Origin of the sequence: Arsukibacterium ikkense (assembly GCF_000987775.1) — a bacterium.
Classification (GTDB): Bacteria; Pseudomonadota; Gammaproteobacteria; order Enterobacterales; family Alteromonadaceae; genus Alishewanella; species Alishewanella ikkense.
In genome coordinates this window covers 127,508-153,443 of sequence record NZ_LAHO01000004.1, presented here as the reverse complement: position 1 = coordinate 153,443, position 25,936 = coordinate 127,508, and the positions used below count along the sequence as shown (strand labels likewise).

The window sequence follows — 25,936 nt, the reverse complement described above, 5'->3', positions numbered from 1 at the left end:
GATGAAACGTTGCTTACTCAATACCACTTATCAACTTCCTCTACGGTTGTTGCTGTTGTGCTGTATGTTATGTGCCATGCCGGCAACGGCTCGCCAGCAAAACAAACAGCAACAAGAGCTGGAGCAGGTACAACAACAGATAAAAGCCACCGAACGGCAGTTAAAACGACAACAGCAACAGCTGACTAAAGCGGAGCAACAGCTGCAGCAGTCAGACCGTGCACTGGCCAGGGCATCCGGGCAATTACGTGAAACCGAACAACAACTGGCCAGTATTGAACAGCGGGGCGAAGCATTAAATGTCCGGCAACAGCAACTGCATGCTGAGCTTGCGCGCCAGCAAGACATGTTAGCCGCGCAATTAAAAAGTGCTTATAGTCTGGGTCAGCATGACTATACCCGGTTGCTGCTAAACCAGCAGGATGTTGGCAAACTGGAACGTGCCCTCACCTACTATCAGTATTTCAACCGGGCCAGGGTAAAACAACTGGCAGAGATTAATAAAACGGTTTTAGAGCTGGAGCAGGTTGAACGGCAGCTGACAGAGCAGCAGCAGCAATTACAAAGCACCCTGCTGGCGCAGCAACAACAACAGCAACAGCTGCTGGCAGTGAAAACAGAGCAGCAACAAGCAGTGAATCAGTTGCAAGGGCTGCTGAAAGAGCAAGGCAACCAATTAAGCTACTTACGCCAGAACGAAAGTAGTTTACAAAACACCATAGACCAATTGCGGGCATTGGCAGAGCGCAGCCGCGAATTGCTGGGACTGACGGCAAATAAAGGTAAATTGCGCTGGCCGCTAAATGGTACTTTATTGCATGGTTTTGGCGAAAGCAGGCAAGGTGGTATGCGTTCCCGCGGCATTTTGATCCAGGGGCGGGAAGGTAATCCGGTGCAGGCCATTGCCGATGGCAGAGTGATCTATGCCGACTGGTTAAAAGGCTATGGCTGGGTAATCGTATTAGATCATGGTGAAGGCTTTATGAGCCTGTATGGCCATAATCAGAACATTTTGAAGCAACCGGGCGAGCAAATTATTGCCGGAGAGACCATCGCCCTGGTGGGTATGAGTGGTGGCCAGGCAAGTGCTGGCTTGTATTTTGAGATCCGGGAGAAAGGCGATGCGGTTAACCCGCTGCCCTGGCTTAGCGCAAACCGCGGCTAAAAATATCTTGCCCCCGCCGTTCGCATACGCCAATATAACCAGAATAACAGGACAATTTGCCTTGCTTATTAGCGGCAGAAAAAACGGCTAAACAGGAATAATAACCGCGTGCGTATAACACTATTTGGGCTGGTGCTGTCTGCCTTGCTAAGCGCTGAAGCGCTGGCAGCAAAGCCGCGCATTGCCATTATCATTGATGACATCGGCTATCAGAAAACTGATTTGCAGATGGTTGCCTTGCCGTACTCTCTTACCCTATCAGTACTACCCTATACACCTTATGGACAAAAATCTGCGCAGCTGGCGTTTTCTCAGCAAAAAGATGTGATGCTGCATATGCCGATGGAGGCTAATCACAGTAAAAGCCTGGGACCTGGCGCCTTAACCCGCAATATGAACCGGCAACAAGTGCGGGATGCCTTGCAACAGGCGTTGGCAGATATTCCGTATGCTATCGGGGTCAATAATCATATGGGCAGCCTGTATACCGAGCTGGATAAACCGATGGCCTGGACCATGGAGTACCTGCGCCAACGCCAGCTGTTTTTTGTTGACAGCCTGACTACTCCGCAAAGCAAAGCCCGTTTATATGCGCGGCAATATGGGGTCGCCAGTTTAAGTCGCCATGTATTTTTAGATAATGATTTGTCAGAAGCGGCCATGCAGCGCCAGTTTCAACAATTACTGCAGATTGCCAAACGGCATCAGGTGGCTATCGCCATTGGTCACCCTTATCCGCAAACATACGAGTTCCTGAAAAAGAACCTGCCACTGCTTACCCGGCATGGAGTAGAACTGGTTAGTATCTCTGCTTTGTTACCACAAGAGCATCATGTGGTTGCCGCAGGTTTTACCGCACCTGCAATTTCTGCACCGCAATAATCCCTAACTCCGGAGCACAAAAAAACCTGCCGCAGCAGGTTTTTTCATTTCGGCTTAACACATTAACTCAGGGCAGAGTGCAGTTTCTTCATGGCATTTTTTTCAAGCTGCCTGACTCTCTCAGCCGATACCTGATAACGGTCGGCCAACTCCTGCAAGGTTAACTTGTTATTGTCCAGCCAGCGCGCACGCACGATATCCTGGCTGCGATCATCCAGAGTACGCATAGCAGCTTGCAGTCGGTCGGCTGCTGCCGTATCCCATTGTTCATCCTCAACCTGAATCGCCAGATCAGACGCCTTGTCCTGCAGGTAATATACCGGCGCGGTGAAAGCGGCATCGTCATCTTCATCCGGGGCATCAAAAGGCATATCATAATTGCTCATCCGGGATTCCATTTCCCGCACTTCATGCTCGGCCACACCTAAAGATTCAGCCACATGCTTAACTTCGTCCTGGTTAAACCAGCCCAGATGCTTTTTGGCTTTACGTAGATTAAAGAATAACTTGCGTTGCGCTTTAGTGGTGGCAATTTTCACAATACGCCAGTTTTTCAGCACGTACTCGTGAATTTCAGCTTTAATCCAATGCACGGCAAAAGACACTAAACGCACGCCGACTGTCGGGTCAAAGCGCTTAACCGCTTTCATCAAGCCGATATTACCTTCCTGCACCAGATCGCTTATTGGCAGGCCATAGCCAGAGTAGCTGCGGGCAATATGCACTACAAAGCGTAAATGCGACATAATTAACTGCCGGGCAGCGGTCAGGTCGCCATCTTGCTGCAACCGCTCAGCCAGGCTGCGCTCCTGCTCAGCAGTTAACATCGGGATGGTGCTAACAGCATGAGTATAGGCCTCAAGGCTGCCGCTGGCTGCGACGGTAAGCGGCATAAACTCTGCTTTGTCTGCTTTAGTTGTCATAATTTGCCAATCCTGTTTCAATCGAATGAGACCATATTAGCACTCTTTACGAGAGAGTGCTAATTGTCGATCAATCATTTTTAAGATCCGGTTATTCTAAAAAGTAGGATTTAATAATTAATAGTTATTAAGGGCCGGTAGGCTCAATGGCGCTGATATGTCGGCGTACTGACAAGTAAGAACCTGTCAGGCCCAGCAATACCGCAATTAACAATAGACCAATAAATTCACTGAAACTCATGGCCTGCAAGCTAAAATCGCTTTGGTACAGGGCAGTGACATTGCTGATGGCGCTTTGCAACCACCACAGCATCATCTCGACTACCAGAAAGGCTAACAAGCCGCCAAAGATGCCAAACCAAACACCGGTATACAAAAAAGGTCGCTGAATAAAAGCATCGGTTGCCCCGACCAGCTTCATCACTTCAATTTCGTCTTTCTTATTCATGATAGATAAACGTATGGTATTGCCAATAATCAACAACACCGCACTTAACAGCAGCAACGCAATAATTGCCACCGCCTGTTGTAACATGCTGACAATGGCATTAAGCCGGGTTAACCAGTCGATATCTAATTTGGCAAACTCCACTATCCGCTCGCTACTCAGTCTTTGTAGCAGCGACTCTGCTGCCTGAGCTGCGGTGTTTTTCGGTAGCACCCGGATCAGATCTGGTAAAGGATTCGTATCCAGATAATTAAGGGCCGCACCAAAGCCGGATATTTGCTGGAACTCAGCCATCGCCTGCTGTTTACTGACAAAAATAACCTGAGCGATATCCTGGTCAGCCTGCAAAATGGTTACCAGACTCTGTACCTGATTCGCCGGAACATTATCCCGGACATATAAGCTTATTTCGGCTGCCTGGGTAAAACTGCTGCTGATCTGCTGCATGTTTTTCACCAGCAAATGTAAGGTCGCCGGCAAGGTTAAACTGACACCCAGTACCGCTATGGTTAAGAAAGAGGCGGAAGGCGTGCGCCACAGTTCGCCAAGACTGGCAATGGCCTGGCGAACATGGTTAAGCCAGAACATGATAAAGCGGCGTAGCAAGCTAATTTTTTTAGCGGCAGCACCGGTCGCCCGCCCGGTAAACAAAATACTCATACCGGCTCCTGATATTGCAACAAACCATCGTTAATCATCCGGCCTTGCTTCAGTGTCAGTGTCCGGTATTTCATTCTGGCTACCAGCCCCAGGTCGTGCGTTGCCACCAGTACCGACACTCCAACCTGATTAAAGGCTTCAAAAACACGCATGGTATCTTTTGATAAATCAGGGTCCAGGTTACCGGTAGGCTCATCGGCCAATAATAACGGCGGTTTATTTACCACCGCACGGGCAATACCCACCCGTTGCTGCTCACCACCAGAGAGGGTTGCCGGTAAGCAACGTACTTTATCAAGTAAGCCCACTTTATCCAGCGCGGCATGTACTCGCTTCACCATCTCTTTGCCGGTGAAACCTTCAATCACCAGCGGTAACGCAACATTGTCAAACACCGTATGATTCATTAACAGGCGGTGGTTCTGAAAGATAATGCCAACATCGCGCCGAACATAGGGGATCTGACTGCGCCGGATCCGACTGAGCTCAATGTCATTAATCAGTACCCGGCCCGCACTGGGACGCTCAATCAGGCTAATCAGTTTTAGCAGGGTGCTTTTACCCGCACCGGAATGGCCGGTAAGAAACGCCATCTCGCCCTTTTCCAGCCGGAAACTAATGCGATCCAGAGCCACAAAACCACCCGGATAGCTTTTACTGACCTGATCAAACTGCAACATGGTTAGTGTTCCTTACTAAATAAGGCTTTAATAAAATCCTGGCTGTTGAATTGGCGTAAATCGTCAATCGCCTCGCCGACGCCAATATAGCGGATAGGTACCGTAAACTGGTTGGCGATGGCAAAAATAACACCACCTTTGGCTGTACCATCCAGTTTGGTCAGGGTTATCCCTGTCAGTGGCACCGCTTCGTTGAATAACTTAGCCTGACTTAGCGCGTTCTGGCCGGTGCCAGCATCCAGGGTTAGCATCACTTCATGCGGCGCTGCGCCATCAATTTTCTGTAGCACCCTGACAATCTTTTTCAGCTCTTCCATTAAATGCGCTTTGTTTTGCAGCCGCCCTGCGGTATCGGCAATCAGAATATCCACTTTGCGGGCTTTTGCTGCCTGATAGGCATCAAAAATGACCGACGCACTGTCTGCGCCAGTATGCTGAGCTATCACTGGAATCGCATTGCGCTCACCCCAAACCTGCAATTGCTCAACCGCCGCGGCTCGAAACGTATCACCCGCAGCTAACATCACCGATTTACCTTGCTGCCTGAATTGCTGGGCCATCTTGCCAATAGTCGTGGTTTTACCCACACCGTTAACCCCAACCATCAGAATAACAAAAGGCCCCGCTGGGTTGCTGGCAATCAACGGTTGCTCTACCCTGGCCAGTAAAGTTGCCATATCCTGCTGTAACTGTTTAAACAACAAATCGGCATCTTTTAACGCTTTACGATTAGCATGCTGCGTCAGCTGCGTTATCAGCTTCTGGGTAGTATCCATCCCCACATCAGCCATCAGCAGCTGGGTTTCCAGCTCTTCATACAACTCGTCATCAATTTTTTTGCCACTGAATAAACCGGCCAGGCCATCCCCCAGGTTCTGACTGGTTTTTGATAACCCATACCTTAACCTGCTGAAAAATCCTGCTTTTTTAGCTGGTGACTCCGGCAACGGTTTAACTGCAGCCTCTGTCGCAGCAGGCTGACCTGCAACTGGGGCTGACAGGGTGGCGGCTGGTTGTTGTTCTGGCTGCCCACTCGCTGGCGCCGTTGCGGTTTCAGTTGCCTGCCCGGTTGCGGCATCAGTTTCCGACGTAACAGGCGGTGTAGCGGCATCAGATACAGATTCAGCCGGCTCAGTTGTTTTTTTACCCAGGCCAAGCCAGGAGAAAAGATTTTTCTGTTTTGTCATAAGCTTTTGTGTCTAAGGCGTTATTCAGGATAAAATTGCTGCTAATACTATCACCTTTAACTGACAGGCAAAACGGAAACGATGAAACAACCGAAAACCGCCGGCAATAAGCGTGGCCAGCCAGGCTTTGTCAGGATCATCAGCGGCCAATGGCGTGGCAGAAAACTCCCCGTTAGCGACATTATTGGCCTGCGCCCCACCACGGACCGGGTAAAAGAAACCCTGTTTAACTGGCTGATGCATGATATCACCGACAGCACCGTACTGGATTGCTTCAGTGGCTCTGGAGCTTTAGCTTTTGAGGCGTTATCCCGCTATGCCAGCTACGCCAGCCTGATTGAAAAAGACGCCGCGCAAGCCAAAAGGTTACAAGCCTTGCTGAGCAGTTTAAACGTCAGCCAGGCAGAGGTGATTAATGCCGATTGTCTGCGCTTTCTGGCGCAGCCGGCAACCCGGCAGTATCAGATAGTGCTGGTTGACCCGCCCTTTCGCCAGCAACTGGCTATTCCCTGTTGTCAGTTACTGGCAGCTAATGGCTGGCTTAGCCCAAACGCATTGATTTATCTTGAAACGGAAAAGGAACTGGCCATTACCGACATCCCCGCCAACTGGCGCCTGTTAAAAGAAAAAATTGCCGGCCAACTGGCTTACAGACTGTGGTCTGCGCCAGCATAGGCGTCAGTTTTTTTTACACACACAGTAACTAAATAAGATTTAAATCAATAAAATCAAAAGATAAGCCATTGGCACATTTTTTGCTGATAGACTTATGACTTAATAACGTTACTGTATAAAAAAGGACTTAACTATAATGAAAATAAAGAATGTTGCGCTGGCTGCTCTGTTAACGCTGACCACCGCCTTTGCCAGCAATGCCAGTATCATTGAACCCGGTTTTAACGCAGCAACGCTTGCGCCAAACGATGACGGCTCAACAGGTGCGGTAAATATTGGCTTTAATGTTAACTTTTTTGGCCTGACATTCAGCCAGTTATTTGTAAATAACAACGGCAACGTCACTTTTGACTCGGCTTTATCTACTTATACGCCGTTTGACCTGACCTCGACCGGCCAGCAAATTATTGCACCATTCTTTGCCGATGTAGATACCCGCAATGCCGGTGATCCGGTGACTTACGGCGTGGGTTCATTTGAAGGTATGTTAGCCTTTGGCGTCAACTGGCTAAATGTAGATTATTTCTCTAGTAATGTAGCTCATACTAATCGCAATAGCTTTCAGCTGTTGCTGGTAGATCGCTCTGATGTGAACGCTGGTGATTTTGATATTATTTTTAATTACAGCCAAATTCAATGGGAAGCCGGCACCGCCAGCAACAGCGATGCTAACGGTTTAGGTGGTGATTCAGCCCGTGCTGGCTTTTCAAACGGTACCGGCGCCGCTGGCAGCTTTTTTGAACTGGCAGGCTCTGCCGTTAATGGTGCATTTTTAGACGGTGGCAGCAATGCGTTAATCAGCAACCGTTTAAATAGCGGTTTTGATGGTCGCTATATCTTTAATGCCCGTAACGGTGCAATCGTTGTGGTACCGCCAACCAGCGTGCCTGAAGCTCAGAGTTTAGCTTTATTCGGTTTAGGTTTACTGTTAGTAGCTGGCGTGCGTCGCAGACTGAAACGCTAAGCTTACTATTATCAACATTGTTGATAATAAAAGGCCTGCAATTATTGCAGGCCTTTTGCTTTTCAGTGTTAAACGGCAATAGAACTATACTTAAACCAATTCCATTCCCAGATTCGTCAGGCCTTGCTGTTGTACCCAGGCTTTTAACTGCAGCATTTGCGCACGTTCTATTTGCTGCATAGCACTTACCAGCTCAATCAGTTCTGCCAGACAATCCATTTCATAAGCCATTAGCGGATGATCCCGCACCAACTTTTTCAGCTCGTTCTCACTGGTGATGTCGTCATTTTCTGCCTGATATTCAATCAACCGGGCTACTGTGGCCTGCGATATTTTTGCGACATTAATAAACTCGCTGCTATCTTGCTGACTAATGCCATTAAACATCGCATCCAGTGCAGTCGCACAATCTACCGCCGGGTACACGCCAAACATGTCAAAATGATTCACTTCTGGGATCAACGGTTCCAATTCTTCAGCCAGCCGCGGAAAGTTAATTTTCGCTTTTTTCACAGTTAACCATTCCCAGCTTAAATCCAGCATATGGCGCAGTGCTGCACCGTCGCCAAACTCACTTACTTCACTAAACAATTGATAATTTGGCAACATCCGTTCAAGCAAACAGGCTGCAATGGCAGCCTGTTGGTAGAACCCCAGTTCACGCATCAACTGAAAGTTGTTTGCTTTTTGTTTCATACCGCTCCTGCAGGGGTTAATGCCTGGCGTTAACCCGATACGGCCAGTTGTTTCTGGGCGTATTCAAACTTAAGTTTGTATTCCATAATTTTCTGTTCCAGCTCGCTGACATGCTGCTGGTTCACTTCATCTTGCTCTGCCAATTGCGAGCGCAGCTGACGGATCATTTCCCGGCTCTGATCGGCTTCATACTGCTGCTTTTGTTCCGCTGCCTGCTGCCGGTTAACTGCATGCTCTAACTGCGCTTCCAGTTTTTTACTGCGGTTCTGGCTTTGGCTCAGTTGTTCATTAATATTAACAAACTCAGCTTGCAACCGGGTAAGCTCTGAGCCCAGCTCTGCGCTGTTATTTGCTAACTCGCTTTGCTGTTGCTCGAATTGGTCAATCTGTGTTTGCAGCGTGTCACTGTGTTCCTGCAATTCAGCCAGCTGGTTTTCCAGTGCGTCATGCTGTTGCTGCTGTTCACTGAGTTGCTGATCGCGTTCAGCCAGCTTTGCCTCAAGATCAGCCACCTGCTGCTGGCTTCTGGCCAACGCCTGTAACTTATCTTGCTGAGCCTGTACCTGCTCTTCTGCTTGCTGCTGCAAAGCCTGATAGCTGGCGGTAAGTTCCAGTAACTGTTGTTCGCTTTGTTGCTGTTCAGCTTGCTGCTGCTGCTGGCTGGCTTTTAATTGTTGCAGTGCCAACTTACTTTCATGGGTCTGGGCCCGGGCTTGCTCCAGCTCGGCGTTCAATTGCGCCAGCTCTTCCGGATTAGCCGCATTATTCTGTGCCACTTTTAAGGCTTGTTCGAAGTGGCTGGTTTTGTGCTGCTCCAGCCCCAGCTCTTGTTTTAACTCGGCAAGCTGCTGCTCCAGGTTGATTTCGCGCTCACTCAGTGCAGAATTATGTTGCTGGGCTTTTTTCAGCTCTGCCGCCAGGGCCGCCATCTGTTTAATGGTGTCACTGGATTTTTGTTGTAAATTAGCCAGTTCCTGGTTGTCAGTGCTGGTGACTGGCACGGCTAAGTCAAGTTGTTGTTTTGTTTGTTGCCAGTCTTTGAAAAGCTTTTGATATGCCTGCTCTTGTTCAATCAACCTTTGTTGCCACTGGCTTTGTGATTTTGCCAGAATTTGGGCAGAGTAACCTTCCAACAGCTGTTGTTGGTTGTTCATCAGCTGCTTACCAAAGTCAGCCAGGCTGGCAGCAAGCTGCTGCTGAGCCTGTTGTTCCAGTTGTGCAGTAAGCTGTTGCTCACTGTTATTATTATTCTTTTTCACTGCATTCATGTTCTGGTCTCGAATTAAACAGCCGCCCCGGCTGCATACTGTCATCGGCGTGCCGAGATCCCTGTCGCACTTTGCGATTAAGTGTAATATGAGTTGAGACTGATAGCTAACGCTAATATGTATTTAGTCAGCAACTGTTTTATCACACTTAGCATGCCATAATAAATATCAGAATTGGCAATTTTGAATTACAAAGTCACTAAATTGTTGGTAACACTGTTATTGGTAAGGCGCAACTTAATGCTATCTCACCTGTCTGAATGATAGTTTGTAACCGGGGAGTCCCAATGAAAAATCTTAAGCTAGTAACCGTATTGAGTCGCCACAAATGGTTGGCCGCTGTTTTAGCTGTCATAACATTAGCAGCGTGCAGCAGTGGGCCGAAAGTGCGCTCTGATCAAGCTGCAGATATTAACTTTAGCCAGTATCAGACCTTTGCATTTGTCTCCGAGCTGGCAACAGACCGGGCCGGGTATACCACCTTAATCACCCAGCATTTTAAAGATGCTATTAGTACTGAACTTACCGCCAGAGGCTATCGCTATGATGAAACTGCGCCACAGCTATTGGTTAATTTTAATTCAAACGTAGCCAACCGCTCTGAAACCCGCAGTATACCAAGCACTCATTACCATTATGGTTATTACCATTATCGGCGCGGTATTGTTTATGGCGGTTTTCCGATTTATAACACCGAGGTCAGCACAGTACATTACAAAGTAGGTACCGTTAATATTGATCTGGTGGATGTGGCTAAACGGCAGTTGGTGTGGGAAGGCATAGCAGAGGGCAGCCTGACCCAGCGCGATTTAGAACAACCACGCCAGGCCGCTGCGCGCACCGTGGCGCTTATTTTTGAGAAGTTTCCAGCCCAACGTTAATCAGTTTGCTGCAGCAATCTCAGCAACTTGCTGCTTTAACACACTGCAATCTGCTGTAGCGTCAAGTTGCTGAATGGACAACGTCAGTTCAGCAACTTTAAAACCAAATTTGTGTAAAGTGGTTCGGTTGATCAGGTTCTGTTCATCAACCAGATGCAACCAGTCTTTAACGGTGACATCCAGTGTGTCACCATCGTAAGGGATCCGAAGCACATACTGCCAGTACAGGCTATTACCAGCAAGTTGTCCTTTTGCCTCACCGACCACATCACCGGCGCTGCCCCGCACTTCGCCAGCATTATTTTGGCTTAACTGCCAGTGACGCTGCTCTACCCGGCCATCGCTAAAATAAAATACCTCATATAAATCGCCGTTACCTTGCTGCCACTCGCCACAGAGATCGGCGACAAAACGCACACTTTGTTTACCCCGCCAGTCATGCATCACCCCATAGGCACGGCCCGAGCCGAGAAAAAACTGATCGAGTGCCAGTGCCGGTGTTAATTGTTTATAATCAGAAATAGACTGACTGCAACCGGTAATAACCGTTAAACTGACAATCGTTAATGCCTGCCAAAGAGATTTTTGCATGTTGCATCCTTATTTAATCACACCCTGGTTAGCACTACGTTGGCAACAGGGTTTTAGCTCAGCAAGCCCCGGCATCACTATGTCAGCCCGGTATATAGCAAACACGCACCAGCCTGCCTGTTTCAGTAAGAGGTATTAATGCTGGAGCATTTTTATTTGCATGGCTGGACAGTTATCGCCGACTACCTGCCCGCCAACCTGAATCAGCAACTGCTGGATGAGGCTCGCTATCAGGCTAACTTAACCCCCGCAGGGGTGGGCCGGGCCCGCGGCCACACATTAAATAGCCAGATCCGCCGCGATAAAACTCAATGGTTCGATGGCCAAAGCATAGCTCAACAACAGTATTTACAATCTATGCAGCAGCTGCAGCTGCTGCTGAACCGTCAGTTCTTTCTCGGGTTATTTGATTTTGAATGCCACTTTGCCTGTTATCAGCAAGGCGACTTCTATCAAAAACACGTTGACGCCTTCAAGGGTCGTTCAAACCGGGTTCTGACTACGGTCAGTTACCTGAATGATGTGGCAGCAGGTGGAGAGCTGGTACTCTATGGCCCGGATGATACTGTGCTCCAGCGAGTCAGCCCTCAGGCAGGCAGTCTGGTGTTATTTGAAAGTGAACGTTTTGCCCATGAAGTGCTCACCGCGATTGACCCGCGTTACAGTATCGCCGGCTGGTTCAGGCACAATAACAGCATTAACGGTGTGATTGACCCAAGTCGCTAGAACCTGGCTGCCAGAGCCAAGCCGCTAAACAATAGCGTCGCTACTTCAATAGTTGCAGTTTGTCACCGGCTTTGATCTGGCGTTCAGCAAACCAGCCACGTGGCATTTCCAGCGCAGCTATTGCTGCTGCCGGCGCTGATACCGGTGTTTCATCCAACGGCTGCAAGGGTTTAATCGACATAATCTGCCATTGCTCGTCAATAAAGGCGACGTCCAGGCTTAAATCAGTGTTTCGCATCCACAGGCTAATCATCCGCGGCGCTGGGTACAATAACAACATGCCGGGGTCTGCACTTTGCTGAAACATCAGCCCCCGCTCCCGCAGCTCTGGCGTATCAGCCAGTTGCACAACAATCCGGCTGCCGGCAATCTGCAATTGCGCTTGTGGAAAGTCTAGTTGCGCAGGTGCCGCACAAGCAGCAATACTCAGCAGCGTAAGCCACAAGCCGAAAATTTGCTTTGTCATTCTAAGACCCTGAGTTGGCTTAATAAATAACATAATGCAGTGCGATACCGCTAAACACCAGTAAACCGACATAGTGGTTGTGCAAAAACGCTTTAAAACACCCTTGACGGCTGCTTGCTGCTATCATCAACTGATAAATGAACAGCAATGCGCAGCAAAATAAGGCGGCAAAATATACTGCCGTTAACTGTGCCAGCAGCCCGACATAGCCTAATAAGATCAGCGTTAACAGCTGCAACAATCCGATAATCGGCAGCGCCTGAGCGCCAAATAAAATAGCGGTTGATTTAATACCAGCGTGCAAGTCATCAGGCTGGTCAACCATGGCATAAAAAGTGTCATAGGCTACGGTCCACAGCAAATTTGCCAGGTACAAAAACCACACCACTGCTGGCAGTTGCAGCTGAATGGCCATAAAAGCCATCGGCATACCCCAGCTAAAGGCCGCGCCCAGCACCACTTGTGGCAAGTAAGTATAGCGTTTCATATAAGGGTAGACTGCCGCCAGCAGCACCGCAATCAGTGACAGCAACACGGTTTGCCAGTTTAACCAAAACAGTAAACTGGCGCTGAGTGCAATTAGCAGGGTAAATAGTTGTAACGCCTCGCTGGCGCTAACCCGCCCCTGAGCCAGCGGGCGCTGTGCCGTGCGCTCAACCAGACCATCAACATGCCGGTCGGCATAGTCGTTGATAACACAGCCCGCAGAGCGCATCAGAATTACTCCCAGGGTAAAAATAACCAGCAGCTTAGGGTCTGGCACTCCTTCAGCTGCCAGCCATAATGCCCACCAGGTTGGCCATAACAGCAAATAAATGCCAATAGGTTTATCCAGTCGCATCAGCAACCGGTAATCAGGCCAGTGCTGCCAGCGTAACTGCCAATTCATAGCGCAAAAATGCCATCTAGAAACACTTCAGCCACCAGTAATGGCTGACCCGCCAGCGTGAAAACCGAACGCCGGGCCCAATATTCACCAGAGGCCACTGTTGCTGCCAGCGGATGCTGCAATCGCACCCGGGCAACCTCAACCGCACTGCGTTGCAGCTGCGATTGCTGAAATATTACCTCCCCCAACGGTTGCTCACCCAGTTCAGCCAGTGGCTGCAATGCCGCTAAGGTCGCTAATGGCAACCAGCTTTGTGCATAAATACAGGGCAGCTGGTTACAGGACATCAGCACTTCGCGGCAGTCTGCGCGGGCAGTGTCCGGTAACAACGATTGCAAAAAAGCAGGTAATGCCTGTTGTTGCTGCTGTAATAATTGCAACTGGAAATGCCGGCCAGTACTTTTTAAGCGGGCGGTAAGTGATGCAGGCTCCAGCAGCCAGCTTTGCAACAAAGGTGGTAAGCTGACATCACTGGCCAATTGCCAGTCGGCAGCTAACGAAATAGCAGGTTGGGCCACTAAAATGCTCAAGTTAACGGTAAAGTGGCCGAATGATAACAAGTTAAGCAGACCTTTTCAGCTGAAAACCACCGCTAGCCACAGAATTGGGCTGGTAAAGCGGTAACGAAAACACTAAGGTTAGCAAATATCCCCGTTTGGTAGCAGAAGGTACGGTGCCATGAAAATCGCCAGCTTGATCTTTGTTGTTGTTCTGACCAGCCTGGCGCCAGCCAATGCCAGACAGCAACCACCAGAATTTGTTTATTACGGTTTTGATCCCGACATCGTGACCAATTATGTCTCGGGCAACCGGCGTACCCTGGGGTATGTCAGGGTATCCATTGAACTAATGGTGACGGACAAGCGCTTTTTATCAACACTGGAACATCATGAACCGCTGATCCTGGATGTTATCATCGGCATTTTGAGTAAACAATCAGAGGACAAAGTCAAATCGTTGACCGGCCGGGAAGAAATCCGTACTGCAATTTTAACTAAACTGCAGGAAGTACTGCGTCGCGAAACAGGTGACGCCATTGTAAAAGATCTACTCTTTACCAAGTACATATATCAGTAAGCTCAACGAGCCGGTTTTATTAGCCACGCCAGCACCAGGCCAGCCAGCAAGCCCGCCAGATGTGCCCAGTTAGCCATGCTGACCCACAGCAAATCGGCAAACCCTAGTACCAGCCAAACCAGCATAAACATTGCCAGCGGATCGCTAATCAGCACCCGCTGCTGCGGGTAAAGTTTGCCATTTAACCAGCAAAAGCCAAACAACGCATACACCACGCCAGATAAACCACCAAAGTTATGCCCAACCAGGAAGTATTGTGCTGCATTAGACACCACAGCCGTAAGTACGGTGAAATTTAGCAGGCGGATACTACCATATTGCCGTTCCAGCGCAGTTGCCAGCAACAACCACCAGATTAAATTAAATATCAGATGGGTGGCGGAAAAATGTAGCAAGGCAGGGGTAAACCAGCGCCATAACTGACCGGGGTCCGTTAACTGTAAACTGCTTCTGGCCGCATTAAAATCAAGCTGCTGCCAGGCAAATACCGCCAGACAAAGTAGCAGCACCAATGCCGTTATCGGGCTTTTTGCTATTTTCGCCCAGGGTATACTGAATCCGGCTTTCTGGCCGTCTAGCGCCACCGTCTGGCTGCGCTGCCAGGCCGCTGCCTGATAACGGGGATGGTTAGGTTGTTGCAAAAACTCACTGAGCAACAGGCTGGCCCGCTCAAAACTGCTGTCATCGCTGTACAGGCAAACCGGGCCATTAGTTGTGTGCTCCACACTAACCTGTAGCCCCTGGCTCTGACAATAATCGGCAAACAACAACGCCGCGGCCTGCTGATTCAGCTCTGCCAGCTTACGCATCGCTGCTTTGCTCGAATGGCTGCATTTTTTGCCACTCGCTAAAGCCACCATCCATACTGTATACCTGTGCAAATCCCTGCTGCGCCAGATATTGCGCAGCCCCCTGGCTGGAGTTGCCATGATAACACACCACAATAATGGGCTTTTCAAACTCAACCTGCTGTATAAACTGGCTAAGGCTACCATTGCTAAGATGAATGGCTCCGGCAATATGGCCACTGGCAAAACTCTGTTCATCCCGAATATCTGCAATTACCACTTGCTGTTGCGCCAACATAGCGGCAGTGTCAGCCACTGAAATATGGTGAAAATCGGTCATCGGTGCCCTCAGTTTGATTCGTTGCGAAAAAGCCCAAATATGATAACGCAGCCTTGCAAAAATAGCAGCCAGCAACTTCTGCAATGATTTAGCGCTATCTGTACAATAATCACTGGACATTCAATTAAACTATTGTTAACAATATCTGCATCTGATTGCCCTACCAGGAATTACTTATGAACTTACTTATCGTGCTTGTTATTCTCGCTGTTATCATTTTTTATGTGATAAACATTTTTAACCAGCTGGTAAAACTGAAAAACCGCTTTCAAAATGCGTTTGCGCAAATTGAAGTACAACTAAAGCGTCGCTACGATCTTATTCCAAACCTGGTTGAAACGGCCAAAGCGTATATGTCACATGAGCGTGAAACACTGGAAGCCGTAATAAGCGCCCGTAACGCCGCTATGGCAGGCTTAAAAGTAGCCGCCAACAATCCGGGTGATGCTGGCGCCATTAGCCAGTTAGCGGGCGCTGAGGGTGCATTGCAAAGCGCCATGGGCCGGCTGAATATGGTTATGGAAGCCTATCCCGATTTAAAAGCCAACCAGAATATGATGCAACTATCAGAAGAGCTAACCAGCACCGAAAACCGGGTTGCTTTTGCCCGACAAGCGTTTAATGATGGCGTCACTGAATATAACACCTATAAACAAAGCTTCCCGCCGGTACTGGTGGCGGCCAGCTTTGGCCATGCCAAAGACGCTGCACTGCTAGAGTTTGAAGATAGCAAACTCATTCAGGCTGCACCAAAAGTGAGCTTCTGATAAACGATGGCAAGTAATTTTTTCAGCCAGCAAGATTTAGCCCGTCGCAATACCCGGATCCTGATCACCCTGTTCAGCCTGGCAGTCGTGTTGCTGCTGGTGCTGACCAATGCCCTGGTGTTAATTGGTCTTGGTCTGGTTGACGTGCAAAGCGCCAGCTCAGGCACCGTCAGCGGGCAAGGCCTGCCGTGGCAGATGGTATTCTTTACCAGTGTTATTGTAATAACAGCGGTCAGTATTGCCGTGCTGGTTAAATGGCAACAGCTCAAAGGTGGTGGCAAAGTTGTCGCGACCAGCCTCGGTGGCAGCAGAATTGATGCCGCCAGCAAAGATCCGCTGGAACGGCGTTTACTAAATGTGGTTGAAGAAATGGCTATCGCCGCTAATGTGCCGGTACCACCGGTATATCTGCTACCTGAGCGAGGCATTAATGCCTTTGCCGCAGGCTACAGCCCGGGTGATGCGGTAATTGGAGTTACCCGCGGTTGTATTGAGCAGCTTAACCGCGATGAGTTACAAGGTGTTGTGGCGCATGAATTCAGCCATATTTTAAATGGCGACATGCGAATGAATATCCGGATGATTGCTATCCTAAATGGCATTTTGTTTTTGGGACACATCGGTTACTACATGCTGCGTTCCAGCCGCACGACCAGCCGCAGTATTGGCCGCAGCAGTAATAAAAATAATAATGCCGGTGGCATTCTTGCCATTGCCCTGGGCCTGATAGTAATTGGTTACTTAGGTTCTTTTTTTGGTAACTTAATTAAAGCTGCGGTCAGCCGGCAGCGGGAATATTTAGCAGATGCCTCTGCCGTGCAGTTTAGCCGCAACCCCAGAGGCATTGCCGGCGCCTTGAAACGAATTGGCGCCCACAGTGCCGGCACCCGCATTAACAATGAAAACGCAGATGAAAACAGCCATTTATTTTTTGGCGAAGCCATTGCTAGCTGGGCCAGTATTTTCGCCACCCATCCGCCGCTGGCACAGCGCATTAAACGGCTGGAACCCCACTGGAATGGCAAGTTCCCCAGCCCGATAAGTCAGGTTGCTACCCCCGCTGACTCCACAGCAGAAACAGCTGCAGCGCGCCCCACATCGAAAGAAAAGCTGCAGCAAGCATTGGCGGTGTTGCCAATGCTATTAGTACAAAGCAGCCGCCAACCGTTGCCCGCTCAGGCCATTGTTTGTGCTATGTTGTTGCAACACCCTGAGTTTGAAGCCGTTCAATTACAATTGATTAAAAATCAAGGCCCGGATAACTTGTTGCAACAAGTAGACCAGCTGCTTGATGCGGTGCAGGCGTTAAGCCTGCCAAAGCAGGTTGAGCTGTTGCAGCGCAGTGTGCCGGCCTTAAAAGAACTGCCCCCTGCCCAATTTCAACAGTTTGAACAACTGATCCTGGCACTTACCGCTGCCGATCAGCAACTTTCTCTACTGGAGTGGGTGGTGCTAAGTTTTATTGATCATACCGTGGCCAGCCATTTTAGCCCCAAGTCACAAGTGCGTAACGCAAGCATCACTGATTTTTCCGAAGTAGCAAAGCCAACGCTGCAATTGCTCAGTGCCGTCGCCGACACAGCCGGCGCCCCTGCCGCGTGTCAACAAGCATGGCAGGCCGGTTTAACCAATTTAGGGCTAAGCAACGATACGCCAAAGCCAGATCACGACTGGTCAATGCTCTCCAGCCATCTTAATAACTTGCTCGGGTCTGCCCCCTTGCTGAAGCAACACATCTGGCAGGCGCTGCTGGCGGCAGTCGCTGCCGACGAGCAGCAAACTGAAACTGAGCAAGCCTTATTGCGGGCGCTGGCTTTACTGCTGGAAATGCCCTGGCAGCCAGCACCTTTGGCGAATTAGCACCGGCAGATAAGTGCGCTTTTTCAGTAAAAAACCGCAATAGGGCTTTAGACTGGCGGTTAGCTCAGGTAAAATAGCCGGTTCATGTTTTAATCCGGAGGCACTGTGTCCGATAATTTGCCCGATAATCGCTTATTTTTGTTGTACGATGCCTCGTTCGACGATATGGATGCGGAAGGCTGTCCAGGCTTTGGCTTTGTGCTGCTATTCAACGAAGCTGATCTCAGCCATTTTAGTGCTGGCGAAAATCCGTCGTGCCCGGCAGTGTCTATGCTATTTACTGATCATGCCGATGGCAGTATCAGCGGCGATTTATTAGGCTGGGCGCATTTAGATGCCGATATATTTCAGCACTACCCGCTTGGCCAGTTTTTAACCCTGATGGAACAAGCTGCTCAGGTTGCGATTAACGCCTACCGCCAGGTAGGCCAGGTTCCTGACAAGCTGATAGCAATAAATTTACCTGACGAAGACCTGATCCAATTTGATGTTCAGTTTAATGACTTACAACTGAAAGATAAACAAAGTGAACTGATGCTGGCCCAGCAATTAATGGCTGGTCGGCCTTATCTTGATTCCTAGAGCCGCGGTAACTTGATACTCAGCGCAGTGGTAATGAGTGGAATGATAACCCGTCAGAGTGAAATATAAGCTGGCCAATTGCAATTTAACGCTGATCTTTTACTATAGCGGTTATTGGAAATATATAAGCCAGCAGATGGAGTAACCGTAATGACCACCGCCCTTGATATGGCGCTAATAGAGCGGGCCCTAACCGGTTTTACTATCCCACCCCGGCCTGAAATCCTGCAACATATTCAGCAGCAACTGGCAACAAATGAGCCCAGTATCAGCCGGATAGCAGCACTCATTAATCTTGATGTTGGGATTGCCGGTTTTACCCTAAAGGTGGTCAACTCAGCCTTTTTCGGCTTACGCCAAAAAATAACCTCAATCGAGCATGCATGTAAATATCTTGGCTTGAGTCGGGTTGTCGCCCTGGTTCGCAGTATCTTGCTGCGTTTTACCCTGGCCGAAGGCCGGCGGGACCCCTTTAGTCAACGATTGTGGAGCAGTGCGCTGCATACCGCAACCATCACCATGGCACTGGCCAAACACTTTAATCTGGACCAGGCGGCACAGGACGATTGCTACAGCCTGGGGTTATTTCATAATGCCGGCATTGCCCTTATCAGTGAGCAGGCACCGCAATACGCCAGCCTGATGCAGCTGGGCTTGCAAGCCGGTCGTGGTTACAGTGAAATTGAAGAACAACACTTTCAAACCTGTCATGAAGTGCTCGGCTTCTTAATTGCCCAGTCATGGGGCTTAACGCCTGAGCTATGCAATGTGATTGCCTATCATCACAGCCCCGCCCTGATCCTGCAGTCAGACAACGGTTACGAGCAACAGTTGTTTGCGCTGTTAAAACTGGCTGAATTTTTCAGCGGGGAAAGCCGGCTGCTATACCAGATAAACGTTGATCCTGAATGGCAAACTTACGGTGGTGCCATTTTAGATGTGCTGGAACTCGACAGTCTGAGCCTGCCCGATTTTGCCGAGCTATTGCACCGCCAGGACATCCAAACCGTATATAGCCTCAACTAAAGTAGCTAAGGCTTTGCTGTGGCCCATCGAAAATCCATGTTACCTGAAAAAATTTGTTCCTGTTGTCAAAAGCCCTTTCTGTGGCGAAAGAAATGGCAGCTAAACTGGGACAAGGTGCTGTATTGCTCAGAGCGCTGTCGTCGCCAGAAAGCAACCGCAAGCCCCGGCAGCCATTAGTACGCCGATACCTTTGCAAAGCAAAACCAAATGACAGCGTTGTCATTTGGTTTTTAATTTGCTACATTAAGCGCAGTATCACAGCAATCAGCTGGGCGAGGATGTTAAAGGGCTGTTCTTATGCAAATTGTTATTCTGGCAACGGCCGACCATGTTGCTGACTATGGCGCGCAGTTATTTATCAGCCAGCTTACCAACAACCCCAACTCGGTGCTGGGGTTGGCAACGGGCTCAACGCCACTGGCGCTATACCAACGGCTGATCAACGCTTATCAGCAACAACGACTGACGTTTGCCAGGGCGAAAACCTTTAATCTTGACGAGTATCTGGGATTAGCGGGCGACCATCCGCAAAGCTACCGTTACTTTATGCAACAACATCTGTTTGATCATATCGATATCCTGCCTGCAAATACCGCAGTACCCTGTGGTGCAGCAATCGATCCTGTCGCAGCCTGCCTCGAATACGAACAGCAGATTACAGCGGCTGGCGGCATAGATTTGCAATTACTGGGGCTGGGCCGCAATGGCCATATTGGCTTTAATGAGCCGTCATCCGGTCTGCGCTCGCGTACCAGGATCAAAACCTTAACGCCAGCCACTATTACTGACAACGCCCGCTTTTTTCAGGCGGGTGAATATCAGCCACATTTATCACTTACTATGGGCATTGGTACCATTCTGGACGCCCGTAAAGTGTTATTGCTGGCAACCGGTGCTAATAAAGCCAATGCGGTAAAAGCAATGATTGAAGGTCCACTAACGGCTGCCTGCCCGGCCTCGGCTTTACAGCTGCATCAACACGCCATTGTGGTGCTGGATGAAGCAGCAGCCGCCACGTTAGCCGACATCGAGTTCTACCGGCATATAGAGCGGGAAAATCAGGCATTACTGCAACGTTTACAGCAGCAGTAATATCCAACTAAGCCCATTGCAGTTACAATAGCGCCCTTCAATAGGCGGCCAACTCCGCTGCAGCTATAAGTAGGACCGGGTTATGCAAATTGTGTTAGCGCCTATGGAGGGTGTAGTAGACCACCTGATGCGGGAAATGCTAACCCAGATTGGTGGTTACGATTTATGCATTACCGAATTTATCCGAATCGTCGACCAACGCTTACCCGCCCGGGTTTTTCACCGCATCTGTCCGGAGTTACTGCAAGGTGGTACAACGCTGGCTGGTACACCGGTGCGGGTGCAACTACTGGGGCAAGAGCCAAACTGGCTGGCTGAAAATGCGGTGCGTGCGGTAGAGCTCGGTTCTCCCGGGGTCGACTTAAACTTTGGCTGCCCGGCTAAAGCAGTGAATAAAAGCCGCGGCGGCGCAGTATTATTAAAAGAAACGGAGCAGCTGTACCGGATTGTCAAAGCCGTACGTGACGCGGTACCGGCAAAATACCCGGTAAGTGCTAAAATTCGCCTTGGCTATGATGATACCAGTCTGACCCTGGCTAATGCTGCAGCGATTTGTGCTGCTGGCGCCAGTAGCCTTACCGTGCACGCACGCACCAAAAGCGATGGCTATCGGCCACCTGCCTATTGGCCGTGGATTGCCCGGATTAAGCAGCATATCACCACCCCCATTATCGCCAATGGTGAAATATGGACAGCTGCCGACGCCCTGTTGTGTCAGCAACAAAGTGCTTGCCAGGATATTATGCTGGGCCGTGGCGCCCTGGCTATGCCCAATCTGGCACAAACCATCAAGCAGCAGCAGGCTATTCTGCCCTGGCCCCGGGTGCTGGAATTACTGATGCAGTATTCAGAATTTGAAATAGCCGGCGACAAAAGCAAGTACTACGCCAACAGGGTTAAACAATGGTTTAGTTACTTGAAACTGCAGTATCCACAAGCTGCCGTGCTATTCCAGCAATTGCGCTTACTACGCAACAGCAACGACATTCTGAGGTTACTGACAGCTGAACTCAGCCAAAGCTGACACCTTGCTTGAACAACCAGGGCAAATATGGCCAGCTCCGGCGTCAATAAAAAAAGGCCCTGCCAAAAGCAAGGGCCTATTTCGTTAACTGCCTGCTGTTAGCAGCAAGCCCTGCGGACGTTATCTGGCGATAATTTCCAACATAGTCGTTGTTTGCTCATTACCGTCAGCATCATAAAATGATGCAACCCCCAAATACGGGAACGGACTAACAGTCAGGCCGCTGGTCGTCAAGGTCACATTATTAGAACGGCCACTAATCGCCCGGGTACTGGCGCTGAGCCGGCTGTTGCTTGCATCCGCGTTTACCACCCAAACTGGCATAGTATAATTAGCCTGCGCTGCGCCAAATAAACTATAGCCATGAACAAACACCAGATAAAAATCACCCGCCGCACCATTGGCTGCAGGCACTGGGTTGCGTATCGTTACCTCTTCATCACCACCATCATTAGCTGAAGAGCCTAATGAGGTGCAAGAAAATGCGATACAGCGATAAACATACATGTCCAAATCAGCACCCGGCACATCTGCCAACGCTTCAAACAAACTAAAACGAACCAAGCGGGTACCCGCTGGTACCAGGAAGGTATGAAAACCTAAACCAGGCTCATTAAAAGTAAAGCTACTGTCTGGATCCTGCAAGACTACGCCGCCAGAGCCGAAAGGAGCTGTCAAACCTACCTTGCTGCTGCTGGTTAAGCCGCTGTAGTTAAATTGCACAGGGAAGCTTACCCGGCCTGAACTCGCTGCAACATTACCCGTTACCTGCTCAGGGGCCACAATAAGTTGTGGCGGCACCACTTTAACGGCAATAGGGCTACGCACACTGTGCACACCATTTGACCAGGTGATCGCGCCAAACTGCCATTGTTGCAGCACCGCAGCAGCCGTTGGCGTAAAGGTTATAGCATAAGGCACAGTGCCGTTAGCCGGTACTGACATCGTATTGCCATTGCCATCGTTAGTCTGAATCGTCACGGTCACTCCGGCCGGCGCCTCAATCGTTGCGGTATAAACCGATGCCGAGCCACTCACATCTGTCACTCGCCGCTGCAGGGTTTCTGCCCCTGCTAATTCAGCAATGGCAATCGATGGCAGGTTTAACTGACTTGGGTCTACCCGATATCCCGCCGCGACAAATGCATCACAGGAAAATCCGCTGGCAGTCTGGACAAACGCCGTTGCACCGGTGCCACATAAAAATGCAAAATATTCCAGGTTACTAATAGGGTAAGTTAAGCCTGGGTTTATCGCACTGTTTGGTACCGCATGCCCTGCTCCAAAATCAAATGGATCGGCAGGAGTTACACCGTTTTCTTTGGTCAGGTTCTGTCTGGCAGTTGTCATAATAGCCGACTTAATCATCGCGGCGGACCAGCCAGGGTTCACTTCCTTAACCAGTGCTGCAATACCGGCAATGTGCGGGCTGGACATCGACGTACCTTGCAGGTAAGTAAAGCGGGTACCAGGAACGCCAAACATCGTCTGTGCAGACGCACCGGCCAGAATTTTCACCCCGGGCGCGGTAATATCCGGTTTAATCACATCAAAAGTGTGTTGGTTCGGCCCGCGGGAAGAAAACCCAGCCATCAGGTTACCCACCTCAGGTACATCATCAACAAACACTGATGGGCTCATTCGCACAGTGACCACACCACCGGCAGTAACTTCTGCATTAAAAGCTGATCCTGCGGCCAATGTCGTCATTACTGCAGGTATGGTAAAGCTACCCGTGCCGCCCATTGCGATGGGAGCAGCAGAGGAATTATTGTACATAATGACTCCGGCGGCACCGGCAGCCTGAGCATTTGCCAGTTTCACATCAAAGGCACAACTACCACGCTGCATCAGCGCCAGTTTGCCCGCCAGTTCAGCGGAGTTAACTAATGGTGCACAGGCTTCCAGCGGTGAAGCCACAACCAGATCAGCTGTAATATCGCCGGTTTCACTCAACGGAGTTGATGTTGCACCTTCGACTGCCCGATATACACCCTGCAGTGGTCCAGCTAACACCTCAATACCATTTGCAACACTGGTACCAGTATAAGTAGATGCGGCAACTGACGTTACCCAGGGGGCAGGTGTACCAACTGTACTGGCTGCAGGGCCACTATTACCCGCAGACACAGAAACGAAGACGCCGGCCTGGGCCGCCCGCAGCTTTGCTGCTGCTTGCGGTGTCGTGATATTAGTAAGACTACCACTAATAGAATAATTTATAATATCAACACCATCGGCTACAGCCTGGTCAATTGCCGCCATAGTATCGCCACCGAAACAACCACGCTCGTTTACACCTTCAGGACTCACATAGCTGCTGTTCCAGCAAGCTTTATAGGCTGCAATCCGGGCACGCGGAGCAATCCCCGAAACAGTTGCCACAGCAATGCCGTTTAGATCCGCTGTTACACCTGCATTGCCGGCGGCCGTTGACGCAACATGAGTACCATGGTTATCCGCATCCCTTGGTGAAATAAACTCCCCGGGCTGGATGTTATACACACTCTCAAACGACGCTTTGAAGTAGCGGGCGCCTATCAGTTTATTGTTACAACTGAAATTGGCATCTTCACCGCTATCGCAGCTTCCCGCCCAGCCGGCGATGGGTGCATAGGAACCATCATCCGCAAAGCTCGGGTGCTCTGGCCATATGCCGCTATCTACGACACCAATGACCACTCCTTCGCCTCTGATCCCTTGCACATGCAGGCCATCAGGCCCAGTGGTCAAACCGAGGAATGCCGGTGTATTAGAGGTTGTAAGCTGCTGCGCTTCATCCCGCCACACCCCCACCACATGCGGGTGATTGCGCAGGGTTTCAGCCTGCGCTGCCGTCATTCTGGCTGAGAAGCCATTAAAAGTATGAATATAAGAGTAAATAACTTTATCACTGCCACTTTGAGCGGCCAGTTGTTGATGGAAGTCTTTTAAACTATTGGTATAACTGAGCAGACGCGCTGAGTTGGCATTGTACCGGTTTAAACCGACACTGACGTATTGGGCCGAGGGTAATAACTCACCGAGCTCCTCAGCCTTTTCTACACCACTTTTCCCCTTTACCTGAACGATATAGGGCATAACTTCATTGTTATCCGCGCTCTGACTTAGCATACTGCGGTCAACATTAATTTCGTAGCTGGTTGCATGGCTGGCAACGGATATCGTTGCCCCCAGGGCAATGACAACAGCTATGGCTGTTTTAGATGTCAGTTTGTGAAAACGCATTTCTAATTCTCCGATGGTGATGACAGTCGCAACCCAACATGATCAACAGCCTTTGGCAGCCAATTGCTGTAGCCGCCATCAATAACCCATTGGTGTAGCGCAGTTCACTAAATGATTGCCCGATGCACGCCACTGACGCACATTAGTTATAGGTATATAAGATAACCCCTATATCCTGTATAAAATTCAGACAGCCATTAATCGCTGCAGCCCCGCTGGCAAGAATAAATAATCAAGCTATTCACTCGGTTAGATTAAACTAATCTGTTGCCCATATTTGCCAGCACTTTGCTATATGCAAAATAAGCTGACAATCTGCAGTAATATGCTGTATCTGGTATTCGTTTCGATTAGCGCTGCCGGCGGCGTATCAACAAGCCAAAACCGGCCGATAACATCAGTAACCAGGCGGCAGGCTCTGCAACGGCTACTGACGTAATGGTTGCCGGCCCCATTATAAAAATACCCGCATCAAGAAAGTCACCTGCGGTTGTGAAGATACTCATAAAACCCTCACCAAAGGCACTTTCCCAAAAGCCATCAAAAGCAAAGCTACCACTGATATCATTGACGTCGAAGCTCAAAAAGCTAAAGCCCGCCGCCAGATTAAGCGGATCAAAATCGGCAACAAACAGGAAGCTCTCACCGATTGTGAAACCAAATAATTCAAACAACTGCCAGTCGAGTACATTGCCAAACTCGTCAATCTGGTCGATATCTATCGATATCACGCCAAAATCAGTGCCGTCTTCAAATTGAAATTGCTGGGTTATTATCAGGCCAGCCTGCGCTGTCTGGGGCATTACCACTGCGCTGGCAACTAACAGTGCCAGGGTAAGAAATACAGATTTAAACATGAACCACCTCTGTCTTTTGTTATTAGTTTGCTGTGTACAAAAAGTACACCCAGGCGGTACTGCATAAAACAATCCAAGTAATAAAGGTCTAAGCTTTACAAGGTGTTAGTACAAGAAATCATCGATTATGAATGCCATGAGGTCAATTAAACATGTGAGCTGCATAAAAAACAGACAATAAAAAGGCGAACCTG

The 25,936-nt window shown here is 49.5% G+C and carries 28 protein-coding genes; 14 read left to right on the top strand and 14 right to left on the bottom strand.

The window, feature by feature from the left end:
* Position 1 precedes the first annotated feature (1 nt).
* A complete protein-coding gene (locus tag WG68_RS06145) occupies positions 2-1,165 on the top strand; it encodes a murein hydrolase activator EnvC family protein (protein ID WP_046556787.1) in 1,164 nt (387 codons plus the stop codon).
* Positions 1,166-1,273: 108 nt separating this feature from the next.
* Entirely contained in the window at positions 1,274-2,047 is a 774-nt protein-coding gene (locus WG68_RS06140) for a divergent polysaccharide deacetylase family protein (protein ID WP_046556786.1), read from the top strand.
* A gap of 62 nt (positions 2,048-2,109) precedes the next feature.
* Here WG68_RS06140 and rpoH read toward each other — a convergent pair whose 3' ends face one another.
* The 4 genes from rpoH to ftsY form a co-directional block, all read right to left on the bottom strand.
* Entirely contained in the window at positions 2,110-2,970 is an 861-nt protein-coding gene (rpoH, locus tag WG68_RS06135) for an RNA polymerase sigma factor RpoH (protein ID WP_046556785.1), read from the bottom strand.
* Positions 2,971-3,097: 127 nt separating this feature from the next.
* Positions 3,098-4,078, bottom strand: coding sequence for a permease-like cell division protein FtsX (gene ftsX / locus WG68_RS06130; RefSeq protein ID WP_046556784.1), 981 nt, complete (start codon positions 4,076-4,078; stop codon positions 3,098-3,100).
* Entirely contained in the window at positions 4,075-4,758 is a 684-nt protein-coding gene (gene ftsE / locus WG68_RS06125; protein WP_046556783.1) for a cell division ATP-binding protein FtsE, read from the bottom strand. Before ftsE ends, ftsX begins: the two co-directional genes overlap by 4 nt.
* A 2-nt stretch (positions 4,759-4,760) precedes the next feature.
* A complete protein-coding gene (gene ftsY, locus WG68_RS06120) occupies positions 4,761-5,945 on the bottom strand; it encodes a signal recognition particle-docking protein FtsY (protein ID WP_046556782.1) in 1,185 nt (394 codons plus the stop codon).
* Between the two features lie 81 nt (positions 5,946-6,026).
* On the opposite strand from ftsY, the gene rsmD reads away from it, so the two are divergent.
* Positions 6,027-6,620: a 16S rRNA (guanine(966)-N(2))-methyltransferase RsmD gene (gene rsmD / locus WG68_RS06115; RefSeq protein ID WP_046556781.1), complete on the top strand. Its 594-nt coding sequence runs from the start codon at positions 6,027-6,029 to the stop codon at positions 6,618-6,620.
* Between the two features lie 136 nt (positions 6,621-6,756).
* Entirely contained in the window at positions 6,757-7,584 is an 828-nt protein-coding gene (locus WG68_RS06110; protein WP_046556780.1) for a nidogen-like domain-containing protein, read from the top strand.
* A gap of 90 nt (positions 7,585-7,674) precedes the next feature.
* Here WG68_RS06110 and WG68_RS06105 read toward each other — a convergent pair whose 3' ends face one another.
* Positions 7,675-8,280: a YjaG family protein gene (locus WG68_RS06105; protein ID WP_046556779.1), complete on the bottom strand. Its 606-nt coding sequence runs from the start codon at positions 8,278-8,280 to the stop codon at positions 7,675-7,677.
* A 29-nt stretch (positions 8,281-8,309) separates the two neighbouring features.
* Complete coding sequence (locus tag WG68_RS06100) at positions 8,310-9,548, bottom strand: coiled-coil domain-containing protein (RefSeq protein ID WP_046556778.1); 1,239 nt, start codon at positions 9,546-9,548, stop codon at positions 8,310-8,312.
* Positions 9,549-9,934: 386 nt separating this feature from the next.
* Between WG68_RS06100 and WG68_RS06095 the strand changes: the two genes are divergently transcribed.
* Positions 9,935-10,429 carry a DUF4136 domain-containing protein gene (locus WG68_RS06095; RefSeq protein WP_235357684.1) on the top strand — a complete coding sequence of 165 codons (495 nt, stop codon included), beginning with the start codon at positions 9,935-9,937 and terminating at the stop codon, positions 10,427-10,429.
* Here the strand turns inward: WG68_RS06095 and WG68_RS06090 are convergent, their stop codons facing one another.
* A complete protein-coding gene (locus tag WG68_RS06090; protein WP_046556776.1) occupies positions 10,430-11,020 on the bottom strand; it encodes a DUF3833 family protein in 591 nt (196 codons plus the stop codon). It abuts the gene before it with no gap.
* Between the two features lie 138 nt (positions 11,021-11,158).
* On the opposite strand from WG68_RS06090, the gene WG68_RS06085 reads away from it, so the two are divergent.
* Complete coding sequence (locus tag WG68_RS06085) at positions 11,159-11,746, top strand: 2OG-Fe(II) oxygenase (RefSeq protein ID WP_046556775.1); 588 nt, start codon at positions 11,159-11,161, stop codon at positions 11,744-11,746.
* A gap of 40 nt (positions 11,747-11,786) precedes the next feature.
* Here the strand turns inward: WG68_RS06085 and WG68_RS06080 are convergent, their stop codons facing one another.
* Genes WG68_RS06080 through WG68_RS06070 form a run of 3 tightly spaced genes read right to left on the bottom strand, consistent with a single transcriptional unit; the run spans position 11,787 to position 13,619 of the window.
* On the bottom strand, positions 11,787-12,212 hold the full coding sequence (locus WG68_RS06080; RefSeq protein ID WP_046556774.1) for a DUF192 domain-containing protein: 426 nt from the start codon (positions 12,210-12,212) through the stop codon (positions 11,787-11,789).
* A gap of 19 nt (positions 12,213-12,231) precedes the next feature.
* Positions 12,232-13,101: a 4-hydroxybenzoate octaprenyltransferase gene (gene ubiA / locus WG68_RS06075; protein ID WP_046556773.1), complete on the bottom strand. Its 870-nt coding sequence runs from the start codon at positions 13,099-13,101 to the stop codon at positions 12,232-12,234.
* Positions 13,098-13,619: a chorismate--pyruvate lyase family protein gene (locus WG68_RS06070; RefSeq protein WP_052748989.1), complete on the bottom strand. Its 522-nt coding sequence runs from the start codon at positions 13,617-13,619 to the stop codon at positions 13,098-13,100. Before WG68_RS06070 ends, ubiA begins: the two co-directional genes overlap by 4 nt.
* Before the next feature lie 160 nt (positions 13,620-13,779).
* On the opposite strand from WG68_RS06070, the gene WG68_RS06065 reads away from it, so the two are divergent.
* On the top strand, positions 13,780-14,178 hold the full coding sequence (locus WG68_RS06065) for a flagellar basal body-associated protein FliL (protein ID WP_046556772.1): 399 nt from the start codon (positions 13,780-13,782) through the stop codon (positions 14,176-14,178).
* A gap of 2 nt (positions 14,179-14,180) precedes the next feature.
* Here WG68_RS06065 and glpG read toward each other — a convergent pair whose 3' ends face one another.
* Together glpG and glpE are read right to left on the bottom strand one after the other, a co-directional pair.
* Positions 14,181-14,987 carry a rhomboid family intramembrane serine protease GlpG gene (gene glpG, locus WG68_RS06060; RefSeq protein WP_046556771.1) on the bottom strand — a complete coding sequence of 269 codons (807 nt, stop codon included), beginning with the start codon at positions 14,985-14,987 and terminating at the stop codon, positions 14,181-14,183.
* Positions 14,980-15,306 carry a thiosulfate sulfurtransferase GlpE gene (gene glpE / locus WG68_RS06055; protein WP_046556873.1) on the bottom strand — a complete coding sequence of 109 codons (327 nt, stop codon included), beginning with the start codon at positions 15,304-15,306 and terminating at the stop codon, positions 14,980-14,982. The genes glpG and glpE overlap by 8 nt, the downstream gene beginning before the upstream one ends.
* A 176-nt stretch (positions 15,307-15,482) precedes the next feature.
* On the opposite strand from glpE, the gene WG68_RS06050 reads away from it, so the two are divergent.
* The 7 genes from WG68_RS06050 to WG68_RS06025 all read left to right on the top strand — a co-directional run bounded on the left by WG68_RS06050 (position 15,483) and on the right by WG68_RS06025 (position 21,657).
* Positions 15,483-16,073, top strand: a complete 591-nt coding sequence (locus tag WG68_RS06050) for a LemA family protein (RefSeq protein WP_046556770.1) — start codon at positions 15,483-15,485, stop codon at positions 16,071-16,073.
* A 6-nt stretch (positions 16,074-16,079) separates the two neighbouring features.
* Entirely contained in the window at positions 16,080-17,933 is a 1,854-nt protein-coding gene (locus tag WG68_RS06045; protein ID WP_046556769.1) for a M48 family metallopeptidase, read from the top strand.
* 105 nt (positions 17,934-18,038) lie between these two features.
* Positions 18,039-18,515: a hypothetical protein gene (locus WG68_RS06040; RefSeq protein WP_235357683.1), complete on the top strand. Its 477-nt coding sequence runs from the start codon at positions 18,039-18,041 to the stop codon at positions 18,513-18,515.
* Positions 18,516-18,665: 150 nt separating this feature from the next.
* Positions 18,666-19,541 (top strand): HDOD domain-containing protein, encoded by an 876-nt coding sequence (locus WG68_RS06035; RefSeq protein WP_046556768.1) that lies wholly within the window; start codon positions 18,666-18,668, stop codon positions 19,539-19,541.
* 36 nt (positions 19,542-19,577) lie between these two features.
* A complete protein-coding gene (locus WG68_RS19335) occupies positions 19,578-19,718 on the top strand; it encodes a DUF2256 domain-containing protein (protein WP_200897549.1) in 141 nt (46 codons plus the stop codon).
* A 120-nt stretch (positions 19,719-19,838) separates the two neighbouring features.
* Entirely contained in the window at positions 19,839-20,633 is a 795-nt protein-coding gene (nagB, locus tag WG68_RS06030) for a glucosamine-6-phosphate deaminase (protein WP_046556767.1), read from the top strand.
* Positions 20,634-20,715: 82 nt separating this feature from the next.
* Complete coding sequence (locus tag WG68_RS06025) at positions 20,716-21,657, top strand: tRNA-dihydrouridine synthase (RefSeq protein WP_046556766.1); 942 nt, start codon at positions 20,716-20,718, stop codon at positions 21,655-21,657.
* Between the two features lie 120 nt (positions 21,658-21,777).
* Here WG68_RS06025 and WG68_RS19965 read toward each other — a convergent pair whose 3' ends face one another.
* Positions 21,778-24,885, bottom strand: coding sequence for a S8 family serine peptidase (locus WG68_RS19965; RefSeq protein ID WP_046556765.1), 3,108 nt, complete (start codon positions 24,883-24,885; stop codon positions 21,778-21,780).
* A gap of 350 nt (positions 24,886-25,235) precedes the next feature.
* Positions 25,236-25,742, bottom strand: coding sequence for a hypothetical protein (locus WG68_RS06015; RefSeq protein WP_046556764.1), 507 nt, complete (start codon positions 25,740-25,742; stop codon positions 25,236-25,238).
* Between the last annotated feature and the right edge of the window lie 194 nt (positions 25,743-25,936).